Origin of the sequence: Cutibacterium modestum (assembly GCF_008326345.1) — a bacterium.
Classification (GTDB): domain Bacteria; phylum Actinomycetota; class Actinomycetes; order Propionibacteriales; family Propionibacteriaceae; genus Cutibacterium; species Cutibacterium modestum.
In genome coordinates this window covers 118,469-142,490 of sequence record NZ_BJEN01000001.1, presented here as the reverse complement: position 1 = coordinate 142,490, position 24,022 = coordinate 118,469, and the positions used below count along the sequence as shown (strand labels likewise).

23 protein-coding genes, 1 tRNA gene and 4 pseudogenes are annotated in these 24,022 nt (G+C 57.3%); 10 read left to right on the top strand and 18 right to left on the bottom strand.

Translation table 11 applies throughout. The features are described from left to right. Window positions 1-60 precede the first annotated feature (60 nt). Window positions 61-237 (top strand): DUF6104 family protein, encoded by a 177-nt coding sequence (locus F1563_RS00740; protein WP_166806757.1) that lies wholly within the window; start codon window positions 61-63, stop codon window positions 235-237. 57 nt (window positions 238-294) lie between these two features. Here the strand turns inward: F1563_RS00740 and F1563_RS00735 are convergent, their stop codons facing one another. Next, window positions 295-690, bottom strand: a complete 396-nt coding sequence (locus tag F1563_RS00735; protein ID WP_036958203.1) for a hypothetical protein — start codon at window positions 688-690, stop codon at window positions 295-297. Window positions 691-970: 280 nt separating this feature from the next. Here F1563_RS00735 and F1563_RS00720 point away from each other — a divergent pair, with 280 nt between their 5' ends. Further along, entirely contained in the window at window positions 971-1,222 is a 252-nt protein-coding gene (locus F1563_RS00720; RefSeq protein WP_002526714.1) for a WhiB family transcriptional regulator, read from the top strand. 47 nt (window positions 1,223-1,269) lie between these two features. On the opposite strand, the gene F1563_RS00715 is transcribed toward F1563_RS00720, so the two are convergent. Then, the gene (locus tag F1563_RS00715) at window positions 1,270-2,745 is read right to left on the bottom strand and encodes a sensor histidine kinase (protein ID WP_002526713.1); all 1,476 of its coding nucleotides are present in this window, start codon (window positions 2,743-2,745) and stop codon (window positions 1,270-1,272) included. Between the two features lie 181 nt (window positions 2,746-2,926). On the opposite strand from F1563_RS00715, the gene F1563_RS14840 reads away from it, so the two are divergent. Continuing rightward, window positions 2,927-3,001, top strand: a complete 75-nt coding sequence (locus F1563_RS14840; protein ID WP_369797015.1) for a 50S ribosomal protein bL37 — start codon at window positions 2,927-2,929, stop codon at window positions 2,999-3,001. A gap of 76 nt (window positions 3,002-3,077) precedes the next feature. On the opposite strand, the gene F1563_RS00710 is transcribed toward F1563_RS14840, so the two are convergent. Beyond that, complete coding sequence (locus F1563_RS00710) at window positions 3,078-3,344, bottom strand: anti-sigma factor RsrA (protein WP_172623576.1); 267 nt, start codon at window positions 3,342-3,344, stop codon at window positions 3,078-3,080. Then, window positions 3,335-4,129 carry a sigma-70 family RNA polymerase sigma factor gene (locus F1563_RS00705; protein WP_371863503.1) on the bottom strand — a complete coding sequence of 265 codons (795 nt, stop codon included), beginning with the start codon at window positions 4,127-4,129 and terminating at the stop codon, window positions 3,335-3,337. Before F1563_RS00705 ends, F1563_RS00710 begins: the two co-directional genes overlap by 10 nt. A gap of 105 nt (window positions 4,130-4,234) precedes the next feature. Here F1563_RS00705 and F1563_RS00695 point away from each other — a divergent pair, with 105 nt between their 5' ends. The 3 genes from F1563_RS00695 to rsgA are packed head-to-tail and all read left to right on the top strand — an operon-like array spanning window position 4,235 to window position 7,149. Continuing rightward, window positions 4,235-4,867, top strand: a complete 633-nt coding sequence (locus tag F1563_RS00695; protein WP_002526709.1) for a DoxX family protein — start codon at window positions 4,235-4,237, stop codon at window positions 4,865-4,867. Beyond that, complete coding sequence (gene aroA / locus F1563_RS00690) at window positions 4,857-6,146, top strand: 3-phosphoshikimate 1-carboxyvinyltransferase (RefSeq protein WP_002526708.1); 1,290 nt, start codon at window positions 4,857-4,859, stop codon at window positions 6,144-6,146. The genes F1563_RS00695 and aroA overlap by 11 nt, the downstream gene beginning before the upstream one ends. A gap of 1 nt (window position 6,147) precedes the next feature. Continuing rightward, window positions 6,148-7,149: a ribosome small subunit-dependent GTPase A gene (gene rsgA, locus F1563_RS00685; protein WP_007433900.1), complete on the top strand. Its 1,002-nt coding sequence runs from the start codon at window positions 6,148-6,150 to the stop codon at window positions 7,147-7,149. Window positions 7,150-7,360: 211 nt separating this feature from the next. Here rsgA and F1563_RS14835 read toward each other — a convergent pair whose 3' ends face one another. Further along, the gene (locus F1563_RS14835; protein WP_227431967.1) at window positions 7,361-7,630 is read right to left on the bottom strand and encodes a hypothetical protein; all 270 of its coding nucleotides are present in this window, start codon (window positions 7,628-7,630) and stop codon (window positions 7,361-7,363) included. 263 nt (window positions 7,631-7,893) lie between these two features. Between F1563_RS14835 and F1563_RS00675 the strand changes: the two genes are divergently transcribed. After that, the gene (locus F1563_RS00675) at window positions 7,894-8,682 is read left to right on the top strand and encodes an inositol monophosphatase family protein (RefSeq protein WP_002526705.1); all 789 of its coding nucleotides are present in this window, start codon (window positions 7,894-7,896) and stop codon (window positions 8,680-8,682) included. Window positions 8,683-8,714: 32 nt separating this feature from the next. Here F1563_RS00675 and serA read toward each other — a convergent pair whose 3' ends face one another. From serA to F1563_RS00655, 4 genes and pseudogenes are all read right to left on the bottom strand, one after another. Further along, window positions 8,715-9,905 carry a phosphoglycerate dehydrogenase gene (serA, locus tag F1563_RS00670; RefSeq protein WP_002526704.1) on the bottom strand — a complete coding sequence of 397 codons (1,191 nt, stop codon included), beginning with the start codon at window positions 9,903-9,905 and terminating at the stop codon, window positions 8,715-8,717. Between the two features lie 88 nt (window positions 9,906-9,993). Further along, a pseudogene (locus F1563_RS14560) lies at window positions 9,994-10,258 on the bottom strand (ATP-binding cassette domain-containing protein); the annotation flags it as partial. A 297-nt stretch (window positions 10,259-10,555) separates the two neighbouring features. Then, window positions 10,556-11,936: pseudogene (locus tag F1563_RS00660) on the bottom strand (L-cysteine desulfidase family protein). A gap of 32 nt (window positions 11,937-11,968) precedes the next feature. After that, complete coding sequence (locus F1563_RS00655; protein WP_172623575.1) at window positions 11,969-13,228, bottom strand: SLC5/6 family protein; 1,260 nt, start codon at window positions 13,226-13,228, stop codon at window positions 11,969-11,971. A 173-nt stretch (window positions 13,229-13,401) separates the two neighbouring features. Between F1563_RS00655 and F1563_RS00650 the strand changes: the two genes are divergently transcribed. Then, entirely contained in the window at window positions 13,402-14,061 is a 660-nt protein-coding gene (locus F1563_RS00650) for a helix-turn-helix transcriptional regulator (protein ID WP_002526699.1), read from the top strand. Between the two features lie 154 nt (window positions 14,062-14,215). Here F1563_RS00650 and F1563_RS13900 read toward each other — a convergent pair. The 6 genes and pseudogenes from F1563_RS13900 to F1563_RS00620 form a co-directional block, all read right to left on the bottom strand. After that, window positions 14,216-14,553: pseudogene (locus tag F1563_RS13900) on the bottom strand (Rossmann-fold NAD(P)-binding domain-containing protein); the annotation flags it as partial. Between the two features lie 44 nt (window positions 14,554-14,597). Next, window positions 14,598-15,383, bottom strand: a complete 786-nt coding sequence (locus F1563_RS00640) for an ABC transporter ATP-binding protein (RefSeq protein ID WP_002526696.1) — start codon at window positions 15,381-15,383, stop codon at window positions 14,598-14,600. Then, complete coding sequence (locus tag F1563_RS00635; RefSeq protein WP_002526695.1) at window positions 15,383-16,192, bottom strand: ABC transporter ATP-binding protein; 810 nt, start codon at window positions 16,190-16,192, stop codon at window positions 15,383-15,385. The genes F1563_RS00640 and F1563_RS00635 overlap by 1 nt, the downstream gene beginning before the upstream one ends. Next, window positions 16,192-17,004, bottom strand: coding sequence for an ABC transporter permease (locus F1563_RS00630; protein WP_002526694.1), 813 nt, complete (start codon window positions 17,002-17,004; stop codon window positions 16,192-16,194). Before F1563_RS00630 ends, F1563_RS00635 begins: the two co-directional genes overlap by 1 nt. Further along, window positions 17,001-17,978, bottom strand: a complete 978-nt coding sequence (locus F1563_RS00625) for an ABC transporter permease (RefSeq protein ID WP_002526693.1) — start codon at window positions 17,976-17,978, stop codon at window positions 17,001-17,003. The genes F1563_RS00630 and F1563_RS00625 overlap by 4 nt, the downstream gene beginning before the upstream one ends. Next, window positions 17,975-19,462 carry an ABC transporter substrate-binding protein gene (locus F1563_RS00620; RefSeq protein ID WP_002526692.1) on the bottom strand — a complete coding sequence of 496 codons (1,488 nt, stop codon included), beginning with the start codon at window positions 19,460-19,462 and terminating at the stop codon, window positions 17,975-17,977. The genes F1563_RS00625 and F1563_RS00620 overlap by 4 nt, the downstream gene beginning before the upstream one ends. A 183-nt stretch (window positions 19,463-19,645) precedes the next feature. Between F1563_RS00620 and F1563_RS00615 the strand changes: the two genes are divergently transcribed. Next, a tRNA-Met gene (locus F1563_RS00615) sits at window positions 19,646-19,722 on the top strand. A gap of 669 nt (window positions 19,723-20,391) precedes the next feature. Here the strand turns inward: F1563_RS00615 and F1563_RS14555 are convergent. Then, window positions 20,392-21,457 (bottom strand): annotated as a pseudogene (locus tag F1563_RS14555) (transposase). Between F1563_RS14555 and F1563_RS13885 the strand changes: the two are divergent. Further along, window positions 21,413-21,592 (top strand): hypothetical protein, encoded by a 180-nt coding sequence (locus F1563_RS13885; RefSeq protein WP_227431981.1) that lies wholly within the window; start codon window positions 21,413-21,415, stop codon window positions 21,590-21,592. The pseudogene F1563_RS14555 and the gene F1563_RS13885 sit on opposite strands and share 45 nt — an antisense overlap. Before the next feature lie 1,285 nt (window positions 21,593-22,877). Here the strand turns inward: F1563_RS13885 and F1563_RS00595 are convergent. Then, window positions 22,878-23,396 (bottom strand): hypothetical protein, encoded by a 519-nt coding sequence (locus F1563_RS00595; RefSeq protein ID WP_139044945.1) that lies wholly within the window; start codon window positions 23,394-23,396, stop codon window positions 22,878-22,880. A gap of 298 nt (window positions 23,397-23,694) precedes the next feature. Continuing rightward, a complete protein-coding gene (locus tag F1563_RS00590) occupies window positions 23,695-23,907 on the bottom strand; it encodes a hypothetical protein (RefSeq protein ID WP_002526685.1) in 213 nt (70 codons plus the stop codon). Between the last annotated feature and the right edge of the window lie 115 nt (window positions 23,908-24,022).

Here is a 24,022-nt window from a genome sequence, read left to right as displayed (position 1 = left end):
GACATCATGCACCACTGCGCCATCTAATAGGAGATGGCGCAGTGGTGCATGATGGGGGCCATGTATTTCACCGACAGAGGTATCGAGGAACTAGAAGACCGTCGTGGAGACGAGGAGATCACCTTCGCCTGGCTCGCCGACGAGTTGCGTCACTTCGTCGACCTCAACCCCGAGTTTGAGGTTCCCGTGGAGCGTTTTGCTACTTTCCTCGCCCGTCTCGACGACGAGGACGACTGAGCGACAGATACCCAGCCTCACCCCAATTGAGCCTGCTCTTGGCCCTGGGGGCTACCATCAGCCTCTGAGCCAGATCCGAGACTGCGGCACCAAAGAAGCGACGACTGTCGCCGGGAGGACAGCCAAGGCCCAGAACCACACTGGCCCGCCGGAACGTTGCATCGACACCAACACCACCAGGTGCAGGAGCCCGCTCGCCACGAGCAATCCCTGAGCCGAGGACCGACCTTTGATAGCTAGCCATCCAACGAGGGCGACGAGACCCGCGTAGATGAGGAGCATGGCCCCTACCCCAGCACCAAAGGCGTCTCGGCCCGATGCGATTACTCTGGCGGCCACGACAACTAAAGCCATAGAGCTGATCCAGGTTCCACCAGCGGCGACCAACACGGCCGCGGGGACCCCACCATGACCGACAGACGGTCGCGCATCGTGTTCACTTAACGGAATCATGGTTTTGCTCCTGCGCGGGTGGACCGAGGACGTATCATAATCGAACTGGCTGCGAACTCCTCATAGCGTGCTCATCCGGACCAACGTTCATCATGTCTGAGTGATTCGTGCGAGGATGTTCGTCCTACGGCGGATGCTCTTGTCAAAGGAGTCGACGGTTGCCAGACTTTCATGGCTACCTGCCGTATAGCCGCTCCGTCGGCCATGCGGCACGACGGGTCATCCGCCCGCACCATCACACGTGCCCTGGGTTACACCGGGGAGAAGGAGTCGAAGAGGCATGGACTGGCGCCACAGGGCTGCCTGCCTGAGTGAGGATCCCGAGTTGTTCTTTCCGATTGGGAACACTGGCCCGGCCCTTGCTCAGATCGAGGAGGCGAAGAAGGTCTGTGCCCGGTGTGAGGTTCGCGCCGACTGCCTGACTTGGGCTCTGGAAGCCGGCCAGGATCACGGTGTGTGGGGCGGCATGAGTGAGGATGAGCGACGCGCCATCAAGCGTCGTCAGTCCCGCTCCCGCGTGCGTCGTTCCTGACCCGACCGCGGCATTGCGCTCCCCTGTAGCCGCCATCTGGTCGGTAATCACACTCGCTGAAGCGGGATAACGAGCCTGGCGCAGGTTCCGACGTGGTCGGGGTTGTTCTCAAGAGTGAACGTGCCTCCAAGGTCCTGCACCAGGGTCGTCACGATCGACAGCCCCAGCGAGCTGCGGTGATTGTCGAGCACGAACCCTTCTGGCAATGGCTTACCGTCGTTGACAATGTCCACGACGAGGGTGTCAGCAGTACGGTGCGGACGCACGATGACTTTTCCAGAGGACGAATCCAGGCTGTGTTCAATGGCGTTTTGACATAATTCAGTCATCGTCAGCGATAGCGCGGTAGCAGTCTCAGCAGGGACATCACCGAAGCTGCCCTCCCGTCGGGCTACCACCGACCCGGACGAGGCCGCCACATCACCCAGCATGTGGAGGATGCGGTCAACAACCTCGTCAAAAGCCACTTGTTCCTCGAAGTTCTGCGAGAGAATCTCGTGGACGACGGCGATGGCCGACACCCTTCCCATGGCCTGTTTCAAGGCGTCCTTGGCATCTGGGTTACTCATACGTCGTGACTGCAGCCGCAGCAGTGCCGCAACTGTCTGCAGGTTGTTCTTCACCCGGTGATGGATTTCCCGGATCGTGGCATCTTTGGTCACGAGTTGGCGATCCCTGTCTCGTAACTCGGTAAGGTCCCGAATCAGGATAAGCGTGCCAGCCGAAACCTCCACATCGTCAAGCCAGGTCTGCAGCGGAATGACACGGGCTCGCAGAGTGGCTTCGGAGTTTTCAATATCAGTTTCGGTGAGCCAGCGCCCCTCCAAATCCAAGGTCAGCGACTGGCCGACCTCACGCACCTTCGGGCAGAGCTCCCGCACCGTAGGAATGAGGTATTCCCCATCCAAATCACCAGCAAGCCCGAGCCGACGAAATGCCGACAGCGCGTTCGGGCTGGCAAAGGTGATCATTCCTGTGGCAGCCACGCGAATCACGCCGTCAGTCACTTTGGGAGCGAGCGCTCGGTCAGAATCTGAGAACCGCGGAAACCTGCCGTGGTGGAGCATCTCCGAGAGAATGTCGGCGATTTCGAGGTAGTTGTCCTCGGTACTGCCCGGCGCCCTCACTCCCATTTGGTTGGTGTGCCTTTCGACCACGGCGATAACATCCCCATGACGAACAACCGGGATCGCCCAGATGTCAACCGGGATGCCAGCAGACAGTTTGTTATCGCTGGTCTCACACATCTCGGCGCTCATAAAGGCTTCGGTGACGAGGCTCTCATCGTCATAGGCAACTGACTCACCGACAACGTCGTCCTCCAAAGCAGTCGGGCCAGTATCTGGACGCACCTGAGCGACGGCCCAGAAAACATTCGGGTCCCTGTCCGGAACCCACAAGATGAGATCGGAGAACGACGTATCCGCCAGCATTTGCCATTCGTCTACGAGGTCCTCAAGCCACGTGATATCAGCGTCATCGAGACAAGTCCGGTCGGCGACAATGCGGTTGAGGGCAGGCATGCCGTCACTCTAGTAACAAAAATCGACCCACCTCCAACTCATACCTGGATCGGCGAAGCTGAGTGTTTCGATTTGGGTCAAGACCACCCGATACGGCAGAATTAAATGCCGTTGCCGCGCATCCGCGCGGGCCCTCCTTCATCAGTAGGGAGGTTTATGACCCCTCAGGAAGGAGAGCGCCATGGGCAAGACTGGTCGTAAGCGTCGTGCGCGTCGCAAGAAGGGCGCCAACCACGGCAAGCGCCCCAATGCTTGAGTTTTGGGGTGACAAGGCCCCGCCCTAATATGGGCGGGGCCTTTTTCGTCGTGTGATCAGTGGGCACGCGCCGATCTCACTCTTGCCAGCGGTACGAGACGTGCATCTGAACCAGACGACTCCTCAGCTGCATAGGAGCTGCCACGGTGTAGTTGCACCGCTTGAGAGCCCGAGATACAGCAGCTTCCATGTCGGCTTCATCCATGCAACTTTCGCACACTGCGATGTGGCGCCGGAAAGCGTCAGCGTCGTGCTCAGCCATTTCTCCGTGGAGAAACTCCTGGAGGTGGTCGATGACCCAATAGCAGGATTCCTCATTGCCAGCGGACTGCGTCATCGTGATCCCTCCTTTACTGCGCTACGGGTCATCGCGGGACGACCAAGTTCCTCTTCGTCTACTTGTCCGGCGCGGGGACCGATTCCTCGGGCACCTGCGACGTCGACTAGCTGCTTGCGCAGCTGTTTGCGAGCACGGTTCAGCCGACTCATTACGGTGCCAATCGGGGTGCCCATGATGTCGGCGATTTCCTTGTATGCAAACCCCTCGACATCAGCCAACAACACCACCTGGCGGAACTCATCCGACAATCCGTCTAGAGCGTCCAAAATCTGCTGGTCAGGCAGCGCACCCAGCGCTTCTAACTCCGCAGACCGCAAACCATTGCTGTCATGGGAAGCAGCCTTAGCGATCTGCCAGTCCTCAACATCCTGGTCATCTGAGGTCTGGGGACGACGCTGGGCCTTGCGATACGAGTTGATGTAGGTGTTCGTCAGAATGCGATACAGCCAAGCCTTGAGGTTCGTCCCAGGCCGGAACTGGCGGAACGAGGAGAAAGCCTTGGTATAGGCCTCTTGGACAACATCCTCAGCGTCGGCGGGGTTACGGGTCATGCGCAGCGCGGCGCCGTAAAGCTGGTCGAGGTATTCGAGGGCGTCGCGCTCGAACCGTTCCGCCCTCTGAGCCTCGGTCTCTTGGGTGACGTCCACAGTGCTCGACGCGTCCGCGTGAAGATCCTCCTTGGCTTCGGATTTACGCGCGCTCATCGTAGTCCAGTTTAGCGCACAGCGCTGGCCCCGGGATGCGGGAGGCCTCCGCAACGTACAGGGGGTGGCAACGGCAGCGGTCATGGTGCGTCAACACATGTGTCAGGCTACTGTATTCCCCAACCAGTCATCATCTAGCGAAAATTATGCCCAGTTAGCTACCGTAGAAGCCTTTGGCGCGGTAGACATATGACCATGAGTATCATCCGAGGCTTGGGCCGGACCATGTTCGCCAGTTACTTCATCGTTAAGGGGACGAACTCCGCGATGAAGCCCGATTCTTTCGTGGAGGATGCCGAGCCGGTCGCTGACCGTCTCCTCCCTCTGGTACAGCGCGCACTACCGGCATCTGTCGGTGCCTACATTCCTGAGGACACCAAGACATTGGTCCGCGCCACCGGTGCGGCCCAGGTCTTCGGTGGCCTCGGAATGGCAACCGGCCTTGCACGTCGCGCAGGTGCCGGCGTCGTTGCTGCGACGATGGTCCCGCATGTGCTCGCCTCCATTCCTGATAAGTCCTTGCCTAAGGATGAGCGCACCGCAGCTCGCTCTGTCTTGCTGCGCAACGTCGCTTTGCTTGGTGGGGCGATGATGGCCTCCGTCGACACCGCCGGTCGCCCAAGCCTGGCCTGGCGTGCCGCCGACGCTCAGCGCCGCGTTTCCTCAGCTGCAGGCGACCAGCGCAAGGCCATCACCGCGTCGGTCAATGACCTATCGAGGTCAGCTCGTAAGAAGCTGAAGAAGGCACAGAAGGAAGCCGCTAGATCTCAAAAGAAGGCCCAGAAAAAGGCCAAGAAGGCTCAGAAGAAGATTGCTGACTGACCAGCACTTGTGGACCGCCCCACGAGCCCACCACCGTCTCGCGGGGCGCGTTGTGGTCCCAGGGTCAAAGTCCCAGACGAACCGTGCCCTTGTCCTCGCAGCTCTCGGTGACGGGCCCAGCATCCTTGACGGCGTTTTGACCTCCCGAGATTCCCTTCTTATGTCGGCCGGTCTACAGCGCCTCGGCGCGGACATCCAGTCTGTCGGCCCATCCTCCGTTCGGGTCGTGCCACGTCTGGCTCGTCCAGCCGGTCCGATCGAGTGTGGATTGGCCGGTACCGTCATGAGGTTTCTTCCGGTCGTGGCAGCCTTGGTGCCTGGATCGACCCAGTTCGTGGGCGACGAGCCAGCTTCCCGACGCCCTATCGGGCCAGTTCTCAATGGGTTGCGCCAGCTCGGCGTCGAGGTTGATTCTGACCAACTGCCATTTTCTCTGAGAGCCCCGGACCGCCTCGGTGGCCCTGAGGTCACGATTGATTCAGCGGCATCGAGCCAATTCATTTCGGCCCTGTTGCTAGCCGGGGCTCGTTTCCCGCGGGGAATCGACCTCCGTCATGATGGGGCGTCGGTTCCCTCGGCCCCTCACATCGCCATGACCTGCGCCATGCTGGCGGACCGAGGCGTCACTGTGGTTTCAGATGAGCCGTGCCATTGGGTCGTACGCCCCGGACCGATACACGCTTTTGATGACGCCATTGAACCAGATCTCACCAATGCCGCAGTCTTCCTCGCCGCTGCCTTGGTGGTCGGCGGGTCTGTAACGGTGCCGGCTTGGCCTGCGGACAGCATCCAACCTGGAGCCCAATTCGTGGGAATCGCCGACAAGATGGGGGCGAGGATATCCCGTACTGACGACTCCATGACTATCACCGCCCAAGGCTGGCAGGAGTTGCGGCCTATCGACGTCGACCTTCATGAAGCCAGCGAGCTTACACCAGTTGTTGCAGTGGTGGCCTCTGTCGCTTTCGGCCGCTCGCGTATCCGTGGCGTGGCGCATATTCGCGGCCACGAAACAGACCGCCTTGCCGCTCTTGCGCACGAACTAGCCAACCTCGGCGTTGAGATCCAGCAAACCGACGACGGCCTAGACATCACTGGGCAGGGCGCTGACAAGCCCCACGGTGCAAAGTTTAGGTGCTACGCCGATCACCGGATGGCTCACGCCGGGGCTCTTCTTGGACTTGTCATCGACGGAATTGAGCTCGATGATATCGCTTGCACATCCAAGACTATGCCGCAATTCCCGCAGATGTGGGCCGACCTTGTCCAGGAGAATTGACGTGTCTCCTCGACGCTTAGCCTCCTCTGGGATTGATACGCGCGACTGGTCCTCCTATGACCGTCCCAGGCGCCGCACAAAGCCGCGAACCAAGCAGCGACCTGACCACTCGTCGTTGCCGATCGGGACCGTTATCACCATCGATCGTGGCCGCTACCGCTGTCGTCTCGACGACGGTGTGGAAGTGATTGCCGCCAAGGCTCGCCGGCTCGGTCGCAAATCAGTCATTGTCGGCGATAAAGTACGGCTTGACGGCGATGTGTCAGGGGTTGAAGGGTCCTTAGCCAGGATCGTGCATACCGAAGAGCGTGCCACTGTACTCAGGCGTACCGCTGACGACACCGACCCCCATGAACGCCCTATCGTCGCCAATGCCGACCAGGTGGTCATCGTCACGGCTCTTGCTGCTCCCCCGCCTCGTCCAGGCATGATCGATCGGATTCTCGTGGCGGCCCATGCAGCGGGAGTCTCCCCAATCCTTTGCCTCACGAAGGCTGACCTCGCATCCGGTGACAACTTCGCCGCGATATATTTGAAGCTGGGAATACCCGTCGTTACAAGCCAGCCGGGAACAGACCTCACCGGACTACATCAGTTGCTTGGGGGAAAAGTGAGCGTTCTCGTCGGTCACTCGGGTGTCGGTAAGTCAACTCTCATTAATGCTCTGGTCCCTGGCGTCAACCGGGTCACTGGCCATGTCAATGACGTCACCGGGCGAGGACGCCATACTTCTACCAGCGCGGAAGCGATCCCGTTGCCTGAGGGCGGTTGGATCATCGATACCCCCGGGGTGCGATCCTTCGGTTTATCCCATGTCGACGCCGAGGACATTCTGGCCGGATTCGAAGAACTTGATGCCGCTTCCGCCGATTGCCCCCGAGGATGCCACCACACCGATAACAGCCCGGGGTGTGCACTTGACGAGGCCGTCTCCGAGGGGCGAGTGCAGCAATCACGGGTGGACTCGCTTCGCCGACTGTTGGGCGCCACCGCCCCCCGCTGATCGGAGGGCGAGTCGCACCGCTCAGTCCTTGTTGCCATGCTCGTCCTGGCTCTCAAGGCGCGGAGCACCGTGGGATGCTGACGGATAAAGGTAGCGATACTGTATCGGCAGTCTCGTCGGTTCGCTTGGGCACAGCACCCGTATAGCGTCCGTCGGCCTTCCCCTGCTTCGCAGCAGTTCTGCGCAGAATCTCATGTGCTCGATGCGAAGATCAGCGCGCCTGCTGGAATTGACGAATCGCGAGAGAGCGGGACCATCTGGGCCTCTTTTGCCGGGCCGAAGCGGTGTCCTGAAAGCTAACCGCCTTGCGATAGGGGCCGTCTGCAAACCTCTCGGCCTCGGCAAGGACATCCTCGAGGCTGCAATCGAAACTGTGACCGTGATAGTGAGCAATCGCCACGTACGTGGGCAGCAAACCGATGCATGCGCGACCCCAGGCGAGGTCCTCGAAACCCTGAGTGTCAAAGTCAAGAACCAACATCACTAGGATGATGCCGTTGAGGTACATAGACAAGGTGCCCTGCGACCACCGAGCGACGCTTACGGCTCGGACCGTTCCATAAGATTTGCCAAAAAGATAGAGCGGGTGATCCACAGCCGGATGAGTCCGATATCTTTGCTTCAGCCGTGCACTCGTTAGGATCCTATCCATCGACGGAGCGAAAGTACCTCATCGGTATAGCGTCAGTAATAAGGATACTGGCGTTTCTCATCTCCTCGACTTGGTCCCAGTAAGGTGTGGATATGGCCGACCACACTGATGACCTCCGACTAGCACATATCCTCGCTGATGACGCTGACTCGCTGACGATGTCGCGTTTCGGTGCCCGAAGTCTGACGATCTCGACTAAGCCTGACAATTCCGAGGTCACCGACGCCGACCTTGCCGTCGAAGACTCGGTGCGCCGAACCCTGTCTCGGATACGCTCCCGAGACGCCGTCCACGGGGAGGAGCGGGCCGATACCGGAGATGGGCCCCGGCGGTGGATCATTGATCCGATTGACGGCACCGCGAATTTCCTGCGGGGAGTTCCGGTGTGGGCCACCCTCATCGCCCTCAGCGTCGAGGATCAGATTGTCACATCTGTGGTCTCTGCTCCTGCCCTCAAGCGACGCTGGTGGGCTGCCCGTGGCTTAGGGGCATGGTCAGGCAAGTCCCTGGCCTCAGCGACACCGATCCACGTCTCAAATGTACGTAGCCTTAACGACGCATTCTTATCCTATTCGTCTTTGCACGGTTGGGTGGAAAACAGAAGAGGGCGCGGGTTCGGTGAACTCATGCGGTCAGTGTGGCGTTCCCGGGCCTTCGGCGATTTCTGGTCTTACATGATGGTGGCCGAAGGTGTCGTCGATCTGGCGTGCGAGCCGGAACTTGGCTTGCACGACATGGCCGCCCTCGACGTCATCGTCACTGAGGCTGGCGGTAAGTTCACCGGTCTCGATGGCAAGGATGGCCCGTGGTCGGGTAACGCACTGGCATCGAATGGTTTCCTCCATGACCAGGCCCTGGCCATGATCCAACCTCAGGAGTGAACGCGCGTCATAGTCACACCCCCACCCCGCAATTAGAGGATGCGAGCCCGAATCGTCCCGTCAAGATCGGTGACGTTGGCGAGCAGCCCGCCGTCAGTCTCCGCAATGTCGAGAACGCAGTAACCGAACTCCCCCTTCGTCGCCAGGGCCTGGTAAGTGACGTTTCCCCCTTGATCAGCAACGAGTCGGTTCAGGGTGGCCATAACACCCGGGACATTGCGATGCAGATGGCCGATACGAGCACCCGTGCGAGGCGACGGAGTGATCTCAGGAAAATTGACACTCATTCCAGTCGCGCCGTTCTCTACATAGTCGATGAGCTTCCCGGCGACATAGCGACCGATATCAACCTGGGCCTCTTGAGTGGAACCCCCAATATGCGGAGTCAAAATAACATTGTCCATCTCACGTAACGGAGAAATAAACGGCTCTTTACCGGAGGTTGGCTCTTCGGGGTAGACATCTACTCCTGCACCAGCGATATGCCCAGTCCGCAGATTGTCAACGAGGGCATTGATGTCGACGACCTTGCCTCGCGACAAGTTCAAAAAGAGGGATCGCGGCCGCATCATAGCGAATTCGCGATCGCCAATAAGGTTGATGTTACTAGGGCGTCCATCGACGTGAAGGGACACCGTCTCGACGCTCCCAAGCAGCTCTTCCATGGAGTCACACTTATGAGCGTTACCCATAGGCAAAACATCGGCAATGTCGTAGAAAAACACCTGCATGCCCATGGCCTCCGCCACGACCGACAGTTGCTGGCCGATATTGCCGTACCCGATGATACCCAGTCGACGTCCACGGATTTCGTGTGACCCGATGGCGGATTTACGCCACACGCCATTATGCATTTGAGTATTTCGATCGCCTAGATGACGGGCCAAAGCGATGATCTCTGCCATCACAAGCTCAACGACGGAACGGGTATTGGAGTAAGGCGCGTTAAAGGAGGGAACACCGGCCTCGGCTAACGCATCAAGATCCATCTGGTTAGTGCCAATACAAAAGGCACCAACCGCACTGAGCTTGCCTCCACAGGCCTCAACGACCCGACGAGTAATGCGGGTGCGTGATCTGATGCCCAACAGGTCAACTCCGTCAAGGGCGCTGATGAGGTCGTCCTCATCAAGGGCCTCACTTACTCGCTCGACCTCGTATCCGGCCTTTTTCAGTGTCCGAACCGCCTCGTCATGGATATTTTCGAGCAGGAGCGCCTTCATAGCTGTCAGTGTATGGACAAGGTAGGGCGGACTCGCTGCGGTTGTCTCAGTGGGTGGAATCGTCCCCCACGGATACGTATAATTCCCGAGTAATCAGAGCCCTAGCAATCGCAATACGTTGATGCTGCCCACCCGAAAACTCGTGCGGAAAGCAACCGGCAGTCTCGGGATCCAAACCAACATCATTCCTGGTCCTCGCCAACCTGTCCTTACGCTTCAGCTGGTAACCAGAGTCCGCAACGGCTCAGTAATCGCCTTCCCAACACTCATCGAGGATCAAGAGAAGGCCGCGGATGGCGTTGGAGTCGGTGAGAGACTTCTCGAAAAACCAAACTGGACTCAGACCGTCGCAGGGGCGTTCCAGCAACGCCAAACCGTTACCAGAAAGCGATTGGGTCATCGCACGCCAAGGTGCGCCCCTTCGGCCTGTCCCGCATCGCTTTCGATGAGGACCTGGCCAAATCCGAAGAGTTCAATGCGGCGACCGTGAACAGCCTCGAGTGTGCGCCCCCGAAACCTTAACCTCCAGCACAGCCCCCACCGCGCATCAAGTCACTACGTCGCCTACTCGATGCCCGCGCCCTGCCTCACGCCGGAAGATCATGACCACATTCTCCACCTTGAGCGTACGGTCAGTACGATTGGCGGCCTTATTTGGCCATCATGATCGATAAAATCTCAGAGTCGGTTTCCTTCATACCGCGGGTCACCAAAACGTCCGATGCTTCGCAGACCGGCATCAACGTCATCGTGAACCAGCCCGTTGGTGCCGGGCACTCGGCGACCCGCCAACGACAGCGTCACGGCCCGCCCGGCGGCATTGACTGAGGCCGCCACCTTCAATGCACAGCTGCATCCGGCGCCGTCACAGACCATGCCGACGGTATCCCCAGCCATGGACGCGACCGCTCGTTCTATGGACTCATAGCTGCCGTCCAAGACGAAACACACTCCGGCTGCCGCGCCCATCGCGGCTGTGGCAGCAGCACAGAACGCGGACAGTACTGGCAGACCTGCGTGCGCATACAGCGCTACTGCATGAGACAGAGTGAGTGCACGCAGCCGCAGCTCCCATGAAGCATGGGTACGGTCAGCCGCGACGGTCACCGGCACGGTGGCAACAATTCCCTGGTTACCGGATCCGCTATTCGTCATTGCCGGTAGCGGTGCGCCACCCATCCTGGCGTCCGAGGCGGCCGCGGCTTGGGCGGTCATCATGGAACACAGGTCATCCGAATTGAGTCCGTTCTCAATGGCTCCCAGCATCGCAGTCCCCACCCCAATGCCGTAGGAATTCTCTCGGCCCGCAGCCACCAAGGCGCTGTTGAGACGTTCCGCGTTGGCGATGAACTCGATACGCTCAAGATCGACTGTACGAGCAAAATCGACCAACTGGGCCAAGGTGAGAGTACGGAGAAACTTTGCCGTGGGACTCACGTGATCAGCCGTTGGCCGTTCCCGGTTTACCAGTATCTCGTCATCTCGGGTCTCCAAGTAGGCGTTCGTGTGATCCCCCGCAATACAGACCCAGGCGCGGTGCCCTCCGGCGAATAGCACGGTCTCGGCGTAGACGTCGTCGTCCACCTCAGCCACCGAGAGATGTACCGCACCGCAGTCCACCAGTCGGCGAGCACATCGAGCACCATCCTCGGTTACCCGGGCAAGCACCCCCAGCCCAGCATTCGGGTCGCCCTCGACCACTCCAATCGCAGCCGCGATCTCCAGCCCAGGTAACCCGGTGCCTGGCACCATGACGGCCATCCCATTCTTCATGATGTTCCGTGAGACTCGCGCTTCAATCCGCAGATCGTCAGGCAGTTCCTCAGCCAGCCCCAAGGCCAGTCGGGCACGGGCGGCCGCAAGGGCAAGGGCCACCGGTTCGGTGCACCCTGTAGCCGGTACCACTCCGATATGGAGAGCGTCGAGCAGCCGATCGATATCCTCTGGGGCCAGCTTGGTGACGGTAGTCGATGGAACATCACGGCACTCTGGACGGTCGGAATGCCCATCATTGAGCTCGGCAGGCAGCATGATTTGTCCTTTCCGCAAAATTCATCCGAGAATCAACTGAACGCTAGGAATGGTGATACAACCAAGAGGACTCCAGTGATGATAATAAGCACCAAACCTGGACCTTTATACTTATGCAGTGCCGGTACTCTATACACAAGATATGCCGGTATGAGGCATCCGATCATCCCGAACACAGGACTGCAGATTGAGGTAAAGCTCAGCACTGGCGCATTGAGTAGAATAGCACCCCAAGACACGAGAACCGCGAAAACGAGAATGCACCAACTGACGAGTTTCTCATTGATACGGTCAGAAGGAATTATCCGCTGAAGCATATTCATGGCGATTCCCTTGCAAGCTTCACGGAAACCCAGGAAGACGCCAAAATAAGCCGTCATGACCGCGAAAATATTGAGCAACAAAGACATGACCTTTACTGTACTTCCACCCATACCCTGAGCAGCCATAGCGAGGGTTGAGATGTTTTGTTCGTAGGCTTTTACAGCTTGATCGTGTCCCATCGCCAAATTGAACGAAATGGCGTAGCAGAACACCGTAACGAAGAGTACTCCGAAGGCGATGTTCATCGACCGCAGTGCCTTGTAGCGAGCCACGGCAATTGAAATATAGTGAGACCGATAAGAGATCACCATAGGACTGAGGGACTGGATGAACAGGATCGAGGTGAGCGTAAAAGGCAACATCACCACTGTCTGCTTGAGTAGGTATCCCATGCTGGGGAATGAACCAACATTGGACAAACTCCAGTGTCCCGCGATGACGACACCAAGTAATGCGACCACCGACAACTTCGTAAGGACCATAAAGCTCGAGATGCGAAACAGCACCTTTTCGGCTCGAGATGCGATCGCCACCATGATGCAGATCACCGCCAACCCGTACCATGGACTGTGGGACCACACAGTTTTCGTAATACCGAAAGAATGGAGGAAGGATGCGGAATCATTGGTGAGCGCTGTCGAATACACGAACACCCAGATCACTAACATGATGAAGTACAGCATCCCGAGAAAGAATCCCCAGTTCTTTCCCAGATATCCCGAGATTACGCCTGGGTAATCTTCGCATTCCGGTGATTCGGCTAAGGTGTTTATGAATAACCGCTGAAACAGGTACATCGCAGGATAAGCGATGACAGAGGAGGCCAAAAACACCCACAAACCGACAAGCCCCACCTTGACGGGAAGGAAGACGATCCCGGCACCGATCGCCATGCCGATGCTCATGATGACCCAGCCCCAGTCTGTACCGTCGAAACGAGTGGCTTCACGCCATTGCTCCTCCGACATACCGTCCCGGCTGCGGTTGGCGATGTACTGCATCGTACTCCTCTTCACTTGTGCCTTCATTGATAGAAGTTCAACATGATGTGTGATAGCTTAAGCATATCGTTGATCTGAGTCAACTATCAGTTGAGACGATCGATTGCGGCAGACTGCCGATCGTTCGAGAGAGAAGTGCTATGAGCGACTATTACCAAGCGACCTTCGCCGTGTTGAAACAGTTGATTGAACCATTGAGGCATGTGCTCGCCTGTGACAGCGAAGTGGTTCTTCACGACCTCACGATGCTGCCGAACTCCATCGTCGCCATTGAGGGATCCCTGACGGGAAGACAGGTGGGCGGCCCAGCTACGGATCTCCTGCTATCCAAGTATGCCGCTGGTACCTTGGCCTCCCAAGTGGGCTATCAGTCCCGTCTGCCTGATGGGCGGCTGCTGCGTTCCACAACGATCATCGTGCATGCTCCAGACGATGAGCCGGTCGCCGCCCTCTGCCTTAACTCGGACGTCACAGCTTGGCAGAGGATCGAAGCAGTGGCATCTCTCATGCTCGGTCATTCCACCCCGACTCCCACGTTCCCGACACCTAATGAGTCCTTCTTCCACGATCTCGACGATGCAGCCGATCAGTTCCTTGCTCGTTCCATCAAGAAGGTAGGGGTTCCTGTTAATCTGATGCGAAAACAGCACAAGGTGGAAGTCGTCAAGAACCTCAAGGAGCTCGGCTTTTTCTCGCTGCGTGAGGCCGCCGAGCGCGCCGCCCAAGAATTGGGGGTCTCAAGGTTCTCGATTTACAACTACCTCAACGAAATCGACGAGGGAGATCAATCCACTGGCTGACAGCTTGGGTTACATTTGAAACTCGGCCAGCTGGAACATGGTGCAACTCAACGCATGATCACCCAAGGCTATAAATTGCATGTAGCAGACTCATAGAATTCGAGCTCAGATGGCTACCTCCAGGTCAGTGGTATCGGCCCACAATCCGGCGTCAGCGTCCATGGATCCCGTGGAACCCAAACTCAGACTTGCGCCACACACCATTGTGCATCTGAGCGTTACGATCGTTGAGACGACGAGCTATATCAATGACCTCAGCCACCGCAAACTCAACGGCAGAACGGGTATTCAAGTACGGGGCATTAAACGCCGGCACACCAACCAAAGCACCAACGTCCATCTGATTCGTGCAATACAGGAGACACCTACCGCCTAAGATCAGCAACACGCTTCCACTACGCGACGCCTGACCCGAGTGCGCGACCGGATGTCCAACAGGTCATCCCCGCCGAGAGCACTAATGAGGTCACCCTCATCACAGGCTTCACTCACCCACATCTTCTAGGAGAGTCGTCGAGCCGACTACCCCATTCGTGTCAGTCGGTGGAATCACCCACGCGGATACGTGGAATCGCTGTCAACAATTTCCGAGTAACCTCATGCTGCGGATCGCGATACACGTCAGCAAGTCGGCCCCGCTCGACAACCCGCCCAACGCTCATGACAGCTACCGTGTCACATAGATGTCGCACAACGCCTAAGTCATGGGAGACGAAGACCATTGTTAGGCCGCGCTCTCTCACCAGATCATTGAGCAGGTTGAGGATCTGAGCCCTCACTGACACGTCCAGCGCCGACACGGGTTCATCAGCAAGCAGAACGTCGGGTTCGGTAATCAAGGCTCTAGCAATGGCAATGCGTTGCCGTTGCCCACCCGAAAATTCGTGCGGGAACCGGCTGGCAGAGTCGGGGTCCAGCCCAACATCAACCATGACCTTCGCCAGCCTGTCCTTACGCTGTTGGCGTGTCGTTCGCCGGGCAACCGGCGTCCGCAGCGGCTCGGTGATCGCCCTTCCAACACTCATACGAGGGTCAAGGGAGGACCGTGGATCCTGGAATACCATCGCAACCGATCGCCGGAGCTCGCGGATAGCGCTGGTATCCGCGAGGGATTTCCCCTTAAAACGAACAGTTCCAGAATCTGGTTGTCGCAGCGCGATCATCACCTGAAGCAGGGTGGACTTTCCAGCGCCAGATTCCCCGACCAGACCTAGCCGCTCACCCTCGTCAACGTGCAGCGAGACGCTGTCAAGAACATTCGTGCCCCGACTGTGTGATCCTAGGTGCAGGTGTAGGTCCTCAACCTCGATCTGAGTCGTCATCAATCCTCCAACACGATTGTCGCCCCAGGCTCAACAAGGTCGAGTCGGGCAGCTCGCAGCAGACCACGAGTGTAGGGATGCTCAGGATGAGTCAACACATCGCGCACTGACCCAGCTTCGACGACCTTGCCCGAAGTCATAACGATGAGGTCTCGACAAATGTGCGAAACCACCGCCAGGTCGTGGGTAATGAATAGGCACGCGGCGCCAACCGAGTCGAGCACCTCGTCGATAGTTGTCAATACCTGAGACTGCACCGTGACGTCCAGGGCAGTCGTCGGCTCATCGCAAATGAGCAGATCCGGTGAATTCACCAACGCCATAGCTAGCAGAACTCGCTGCCGCTGGCCGCCGGAGAGCTGATGCGGATAGGAGTCCGCTACCCTGGCTGGATCTTCGACTCCGACCTGCTCAAGCATTTCAAGAACACGCCCACGAGCCTTGCCACGGCTGACGGTGCGGTGCAGGAGCGGCACCTCCCCTATTTGCCGACCGACCTTCGTAGTTGGGTCCAGGGCCGTCATGGGTTCCTGGAAAACCATTCCAATACTGCTGCCCCGAAGGGCTGACATGGCATGATCCGAAGCTCCTAGCAGTTCCTTACCGCGCCAGCACACCGAGCCAGACACGTGCGCGTTACCCGGTAGCAGGCCCATGATCGCCAGGGCTGTGACGGATTTACCCGACCCAGACTCACCGATAAGACCGAGGCGCTCACCGGCGTCCAGAGACCAACTCACGTGGTCGACGGCAACCCGCCGGTGCCGTCCGAAGTCCACAACCAGGTCATTAACCTCTAACAGAGACATCAACGAACCTCCCTCAAACGCGGGTCGAGGAAGTCTCGCAATCCGTCACCAAGGAGGGTGAAACCCATCACAGCTCCCGCGATAGCCACCGCTGGCGCCACGGTTAACCAGGGTGAGTCGAAAAGGTATACCTGCGAGTCTCGCAACATACGTCCCCAAGTCGGGACGGTTGCCGGCGTCGCTAAACCGAGGTAACTCAGCGCAGCTTCAGCCAAGATCGCCATACCATAGGAAACAGAGGCTTGTACCCCGATCAGTGGGGCAATATTGGGAAGAACATGATTGAAAGCCACGGATCGCCACGGCATCCCGGAGCTGCGCGCGGCAACCACATAGTCCTGCGCGAGGATCTGACGGCTAGCAATTCTGGTAATGCGTGCGAACACTGGCACCGTCGATACCCCAATTGCAATCATTCCCGTCACCGTCGATCCGCCCACGGCAGCGGCCAGGATGATGGCAAGCAGCAGTGCCGGAAAGGCATAGAGGAGGTCTGCGACTCGACCAACGACTGTTGACCACGGACGAGGCAACATCGCCGAGGTAACCCCCCACGGCACACCGATGCCAGCTGCTATGAGCACTGAGACCACACCAACGAGCAGGCAAGTACGGGCGCCCACAAGCATCCGCGAGGCGATATCAGAACCGAATCCGTCGGTACCTAGCCAGTGTTGCCAACTAGCCCCCATTAGCCGCTCAGTTGGGACAACAAGAATGGGGTCGTGCGGGGTCCATATCACGGAAGCCGCCCCTGCGATGATGAGAAATCCAACCAGCACACACCCAATGACCAGACCCGTTCGCCTCATGACTGTTCCTCCTGAGCAACGCGGACAGTTGTTCGTAGGCGCGGATCAAGGATGACGACGATAAGGTCTGTGAGATAAGAGATGACCAACACAATGGCCACGATGACCATGACGACATCGCTGACGACAAGCAAGTCACGGGTGCTAACCGCGTCGAGAAGATACGAGCCGAGACCGGGAATGACAAACACTTCCTCCACGACGATGGCACCGACGAGCATCGCGCTGGCCTGAAGCCCGAGTACGGTAGCCAGACTGATCGAAGCATTGCGCAGCCCGTGACGGTGCAAAGCTGGCCACAGCCGCCACCCGGCCGCCCGCGCGGTGCGCAAGTAATCGTCAGCCAGCACATCAATGAAAGCACTACGGACATACCGCGTCATGAGGGCCGCCTGAACGATTGAAAGTGACAAGACAGGCAAGACGAGGTGGACTGCCCACTCACCTACGTCCGCATGCAAAGGAACGTAGCCGCCAGCCGGCAACCAACCGAGAGTTACCGAAAACAGCAAGATGAGCAGGATGCCAGCTAAGAAGGCAGGAATACTCATCAAAACCTGAGACAGCGCCGAGGCCACAAAACCACGACCTTCCCGACGATGCACCGCGGCGTACGCTCCCACCGGTAAGCAGACCAGCAGAGCGAGCGCCAGGGACAACCCAACCAACCAACCCGTCACGGCAAGACGAGAAGCAATCTGCGGGCCAATGGGTTCGGCCGAGACGATTGAGGTACCAAGGTCACCCCTTACGAGGGCGCTAATCCAATCCCAGTAGCGCTGAGGCCAAGGAAGATCGAGCCCGAGACGTGAACGCACCACAGCAGCCGCCTTTGGATCGGCATTAGCGCCAAGTATGACCTGAGCGACATCCCCAGGGAGCAAGCTGAGTAGCGCAAAGACTACGAGGGAAGCGACGACCAGCCACGCCAGCAACTCTCCCAGGGGCAACAGGACACGTTTGAGGAGAGTCACTTCGACCTCCTCACCTTGGTCAGATCGAAACTCATTGACGTCGAGTTGCGTTGCAGACCGGTGACGCCGACCCTACTGATGGTGATCTTCGGCATGAGGAACAAGAACCCACCCGCTGCGTCGGTGGCCAGGATCCGGCTGGCCTGCATCATAGTTTCGTTTGTGCGCTCAGCCGGACCAGTGCGCGCCGACTCGATGAGACGGTTAAATTCCTTATTACGGTAGCGCCAGTAGTAATCCGGATTGGCCCAGTTAACAATGTCGCGAGCCTCCACATGGGCGACAATAGTTAAGTCGTAGTCGGCATGCGTATAGACAACGTCGAGCCAGCGCGCGGGAAATTCCAACTCGTCAGTGACGACGTTGATACCAACCCGGGCCAGTTCAGAAGCCACTACTCTGGATGCTGCCGTCGCATAGGGCAATGCGGCGGTACGGAGCCTGAGCGTGAGACCATTGCTGTATCCGGCGTCAGCGAGTAACTTGCGCGCTCGGGCCGGGTCATAAGGCCACGTGTGAGACAGGTCGGTGTACCAGGGGTCAGTAGGAGGGACCATCGATCCGATGAGGGTGCCCTGCCCATTCCAGACGACGTCAAGCAGGCCCTTACGGTCGATTGCCATAAGAATCGCCTGACGCACCCGCCGGTCTGAGAGAGCCTTCGACGCATTGTTCATTCCGAGGACCACCTCGCCGTTAGTGGTCCCGCGCAACACCCGGTAGTCCGGGTTACCGATAAACCGAGACAAGGCCTGTGGGGTCGTCATGTCGGAGACCACATCGAGGTCTCCCGACAGCAGGGCTGCCGTCTGGGATGTCGGGTCGGAATAGTACGCGAAGCGGACGGTGGGCCGATTTCCCTCATGCCAAGGGTGCGGCGACGGAGACAAGGTCACCGAATGTCCAGGGGTGAATTCACTGACGACAAAGGGCCCGGACCCTTGCGGTCGGGTAGCCAGATCCTTCGTCGCCGGATCGATGACGACCCCCGACGTGCTGGCCAGGTTAAAGAGTAGAAAATTATCGTGGTTCGACAGGTGGAGGACAACGGTGGAGTCATCTGGGGTACGAATAGCCTTGATCGCAGACAGATTCGCCTGGTTCACCGGGCTCGCCGACTTTCCCCTCATGCGCTCAAGAGAAGCCTTGACGGTAGCTGACGTCACCCGGGCGCCGAATGCAAATCGTGCGTTAGGGTCGAGGTGAAAGGTCAGTTGGAGGCCATCATCAGAGAGTGTCCACGACTTCGCCAGTAACCCAACAAGCTTGCCCGAATCGTCAACCCGGATGAGAGTCTCATAAACGTTATAGAGCAGAACCTGCGGAATAGCCGCAGCCGCGTTGGACACTAGGTCGAGGGTAGGAGGGGCTGCCGTGGCACCGATGGTAAGTACATTTTCGTTAGTCGCCTGGCAACCGGCGACTCCTGTGGCCGATAAGGCTACCGCAACGGCTAAGCCTGCAGCTTTCAGCTGGTCTCGCATCGTCTAGTCATGCTCCTTTCGGGCTCGGCACCCCGTCGGTGAGCATAGACCTCTGTGCGCTCTGGGTGACCTTCTTGAGACCAGTGTGGTCAGGCGTTTGGGAACGAGTACCTACCAGGTTATAGGGCTTCCCGGACCTGATTTGTATCGCATCAGTGCAATCTGTATAGTAAGGCAAGCCGACGCGGGGTGGAGCAGTTCGGTAGCTCGCCGGGCTCATAACCCGGAGGTCACAGGTTCAAATCCTGTCCCCGCTACCAGTTCCCCGTCAGCTTTAGAGCTGGCGGGGGTTTCACTTATGCAGGCAGCAGGGGGTCAACCCCACGCCAGGGAACTCGGCAACAAAACAGGTCGTCGGGGGACCACCAATTCTCCCCGTGCAGCCTGCTTTCGACAGCCGCTGGAGTAGGCCCCAGAGCCTGCCCAGCTCCACCCGAGTGAGCCTCTTTCGGAACATGAGTGAGTTCACAGTGATCCCCTCGGCCTCGTCTGCCGTATAGGAGAGTACGCCTCGCTCACAAAGCTCTTCATAAGCCTTGGCCATGCGTTAAGTGCAGCAAAAATTCTTTATGACCGCAACGATATTTATAGATTAGTTTGTGCTTGACGCACTTTGCGTCCTTAACAAAATTTTTACGTATGGTTCCAGATGGTCACGAATGGATCGCATCTCCCCAACACGACACCTCAGATAGTCCAATGGCCAGCTCAAAGGAGCATTTTGTACCCTCTTTAGGCCGGTGGCAGACCCCTAACCAGCAGTCGTCAAAATCTTGAGCTTTAACCTCCGATGTATTCAACCCAGTGAAGCTCGACTGGATAAGAAATCCGGTTCGTCTAGTCGGAAGGTGAGGGATTGTGTCGATTTGGGCTGTGAACGACTAAGTCCCGCGGCGTGGTGTACCCGTTCGTAATCCAGTGTAGTGGGGCTAGTTGGTGAGGGCTGGCATCTGGGTTTCCTCGTGTTCGTAGCGGTTAGCGGTAGGGCTTAGGCGGCTCTTGGCGAGGATTTCGAGGCCGAGGTAGCGGCATTCTTCGGCCCATTCGTCAGTCTGCTCGGTCAGGACAGCGCTGATGAAGCGGACGATCGCGTCCCGGTTCGGGAAGATCCCGACCGAATCGGTGCGACGACGGATCTTTCGGTTCAGCCATCCGGTGAGGTTGTTCGACCAGACCTGCTGCCAGACGCCGGCCGGAAATTGGATGGACGCGAGGATGTCTGCCCTCGCGGCATCGAAGTGTTCGCTGGCCTCAGGCAGCGTTGTCGGCGGTGTAGTCCAACAGCCGAGCGAACAGAGCCTAGACACTGGCCGCGTTGAGCTGGTCGTACCGAGTGGAGCATGGCCTTGACCGTTGGGCACAGACCTTTCGGGGTGATAGCCATCGGGCTCACCGAGTAGTGAGTGCCAGGCTAAGGACTCCGCGGTGGCCATCCGCGTTGACGCCGACCGTGAGCATGACGACGGTGTTGACCATGCGTCCGCCCTCGCAGACCTTCATCGTCGGCGCGTCGGCAGACAGGAAGGTGAACGGCCCAGCCTCAGTCAACGGGCGGCGGAACTAGTCGACATGCTCGTCCAGCTCGCTGGCCATGCAGCTGACCTAGGACTTCGACAGCCAGTCGACGTCCAGGGCCTTGACGAGCTTGTCCATGCGGCGAGTGGACACGCCGGCGGGGTAGCAAGTCTGCGACCACGGTGATCAGGGCAGATTCGGCGCGCTTGCCGCGTTCAAGCCGCCAGTCCGGGATAGTAGCTGCCGTGCGCAGTTTAGGGATGGCCAGGCCGATGGTGCCGACGCGGGTATCCAGGGTACGGTAGCGGTACATTGCGCCAGGCGACGCGGCAGGGCTGGCTGTATTCAGCGCCGGTCACCGCATCGACGGACAGCAGGGCGTTAAGCATGGTCCGCAGCAAGCTGCGCATCATATCCGGGAATGCCTCAGTGAGCATCACCAAAAACGCCAGCGAGATCAACGATGCATGGAACAGTCATCATGATGACTCCTTCGAGGGTACTACGAAAGGTGGACTCGAGGATCACCCAGCGACCGTCTTGCCGCCCAACGCCAGCCACCACGGCTCACCACTACGAGGGACTCGCCTCGACGCCGTGATCTCGCACCTGTGAGGTGCAGCCATGGATCGTGCCCATTTCTTCCTTCCTATAAGGACTGTCCAGCACCGTTACCTAAAGTCAACAAGGGTGCCCATAACACTATACCCGAGATTCTTCTCGGTCCATTTCATAAGTTTGATGGGAATCTCAGCGAAACTTTTTCACTTAAAATAATCTCATTTTCAATGAAAATATAATAAAGATTCACTATCATAGTTACGTCATAGCTACATTGGCGGTACTAATAAAAATCCCTCCATAAGGGGTGGAGTACTGGGTTTAGCAAGGATGCTATCGAACAAGTCCTCAAAGTACCTCATTTCCGGGTTGACAGAAAATATTCACATCTTGCCTTCACCGATAATGATGCGCCGGGTAAAATATAGATACCCTCTATAACTACTGGCAATTTACCTCTCAACACCACCGAACGACATGGTTTTAAATCAGGAGCACATCGTTGCTGTCCTCGAGATCTAGTGACACCATTCCTTCAATTGCTCCTAAATACATATAGTATCAGAGTAGCAGCATCCGCTCTAGCTATTGTGGATAGCTGACACCGAAGGGACTCAGGTGGATAAATATCACTGAACACTCTTGCGAGAATGAAGCTCATTGATGCCACAACGCGGAAAGACTGAGACTAAAATCAGATAACGCTAGCAGCTCGGCCAGGCACACTGTAACATAAGACTCAAAGGAATGCCGCGAATCTGGGCACAAGGATCGCGGCACTCCTTGTATGGATCCGTTCCGATTACGACTCAGCCGCCACCCTACGAATAAGCTCAAGACGATCCAAACTAACACTACGAGGAATAGTACAATCAGCTCCAAGGATCAACCGCTTCCGGCCTACCGATTCAATAATTTCTCGTGTTGCCGAAATAACCTCGCTAGTAGATCCTCTGTCGAGGACAGAGCCTGGATTATTATCAAATCCCCCAAGGATGACTCCGTCAAAAATTCCCTTCCCCTCTCGCAAGGAAACTCCCTCCGTATGCACAGCCCAGTTATAAACGCTCGCTGGATATTGCGCATAATAGGGGAGATCATTCCTATAATGCTCATAACCGCACACATGCAAGATATTGTGACGCCACAGCTCGTTGCACCTGTCAAGAACACGTAAATCACTAGGCTTTGTAGCTATCGTGATAATACCGATCGCATTCCACTGGCTGCGCCGACTGCACAGAATAATAAATTCCGTCAACCGTGGTCTTTTTTGAGCCTATCAACTAGCTCAATTGTATCACTGGCAACAATTTCTGCCGCTTTGGCAAGTCGCTCCCTATCCTCCACTAGCAAGCGATTGAAAATATGAGCATCCCTCTTGGAATATTCTATATATTCTAATTTGTTGAATTGGAGAGAATATGTTATAAAAGGACATAACCTCCCCGTTATAGAATTCCGTTAACTCTCCAACGAAGTCAACTTGCTTTTGCATCCACTCATGACTAGAGCCAACAGATTTTATTTTATCAAGATCGGACGCATCAGAAAACTCTAATCCTAATATGGATGGATGACTAAAGAACCCATCTGACATAATTTTCACAAAATCAGGTTGCCACGCCAAAAAATCGTTTTTGTGTCCACGTATACTCATTTGGATAGCTTCTTCACTCTGATATCCCCAAAACAGATCAGGTGTCATTGTGCTAGCAGAGCAGAGAGAAGGCGCCAAAGGATCACCCTGCGGGGAATTTTCAGCAAGAGGATCCAAATAATACCACCAGAATCCTACAGGAGTACGATACGGAACCTCGCCATTGAGAACTGTTTTCAATATATTTTTGTTTCCCATATCCACATGGTACGTATCAGCGCACTACTCGTCAAGGGTATGATTAATCAAGAGAAGGCCCTGCCCTTGCTACCTCCTGACTCCCCTTAGAGGCTATCCTCACAAATCGAAAAGCATGCTGCCAAAGACAAGATCCTATCCGCTTAAGTCCTATAAGTCCTAATGAGATTCATTACATTTGAGAGTGGGGGGTGGGCCTGGGACCGCCGATGCCGAAGGAATTCTACAGATGTAGTTGCTCAGGCTAGGGGAAGCTAAGCGTGATTTCGTGCAGGTGCTTGAGTCGGCCGTTGATGGCCTACCAAGGCCCATTCGATGTGCCGATGGTCGAAGAAATGTCTATGCAACGCTTAGCGAGAATCCCGGCGAGCCTTGCCAGTTCAAGCAAGCCGGTGGGAACCTTATCGGTAAGTGGGTCTACCACCTTGCCCATCATGGCCTTACCAAGACCGGGAGCCCGGGTGTGGTAGGCGATGACAATCTTCAGAATAAACGTTCCAAATAACCCCAACTAGGGCATAATCGTCGACATCGAACAGCGTGCCGAGACACTAGATTTACCAAGGCGTGAACAGGTCCACCCCGCGCAGAGGGGCTTACGCGCTCAGTAGAGAGAGGATCAATCT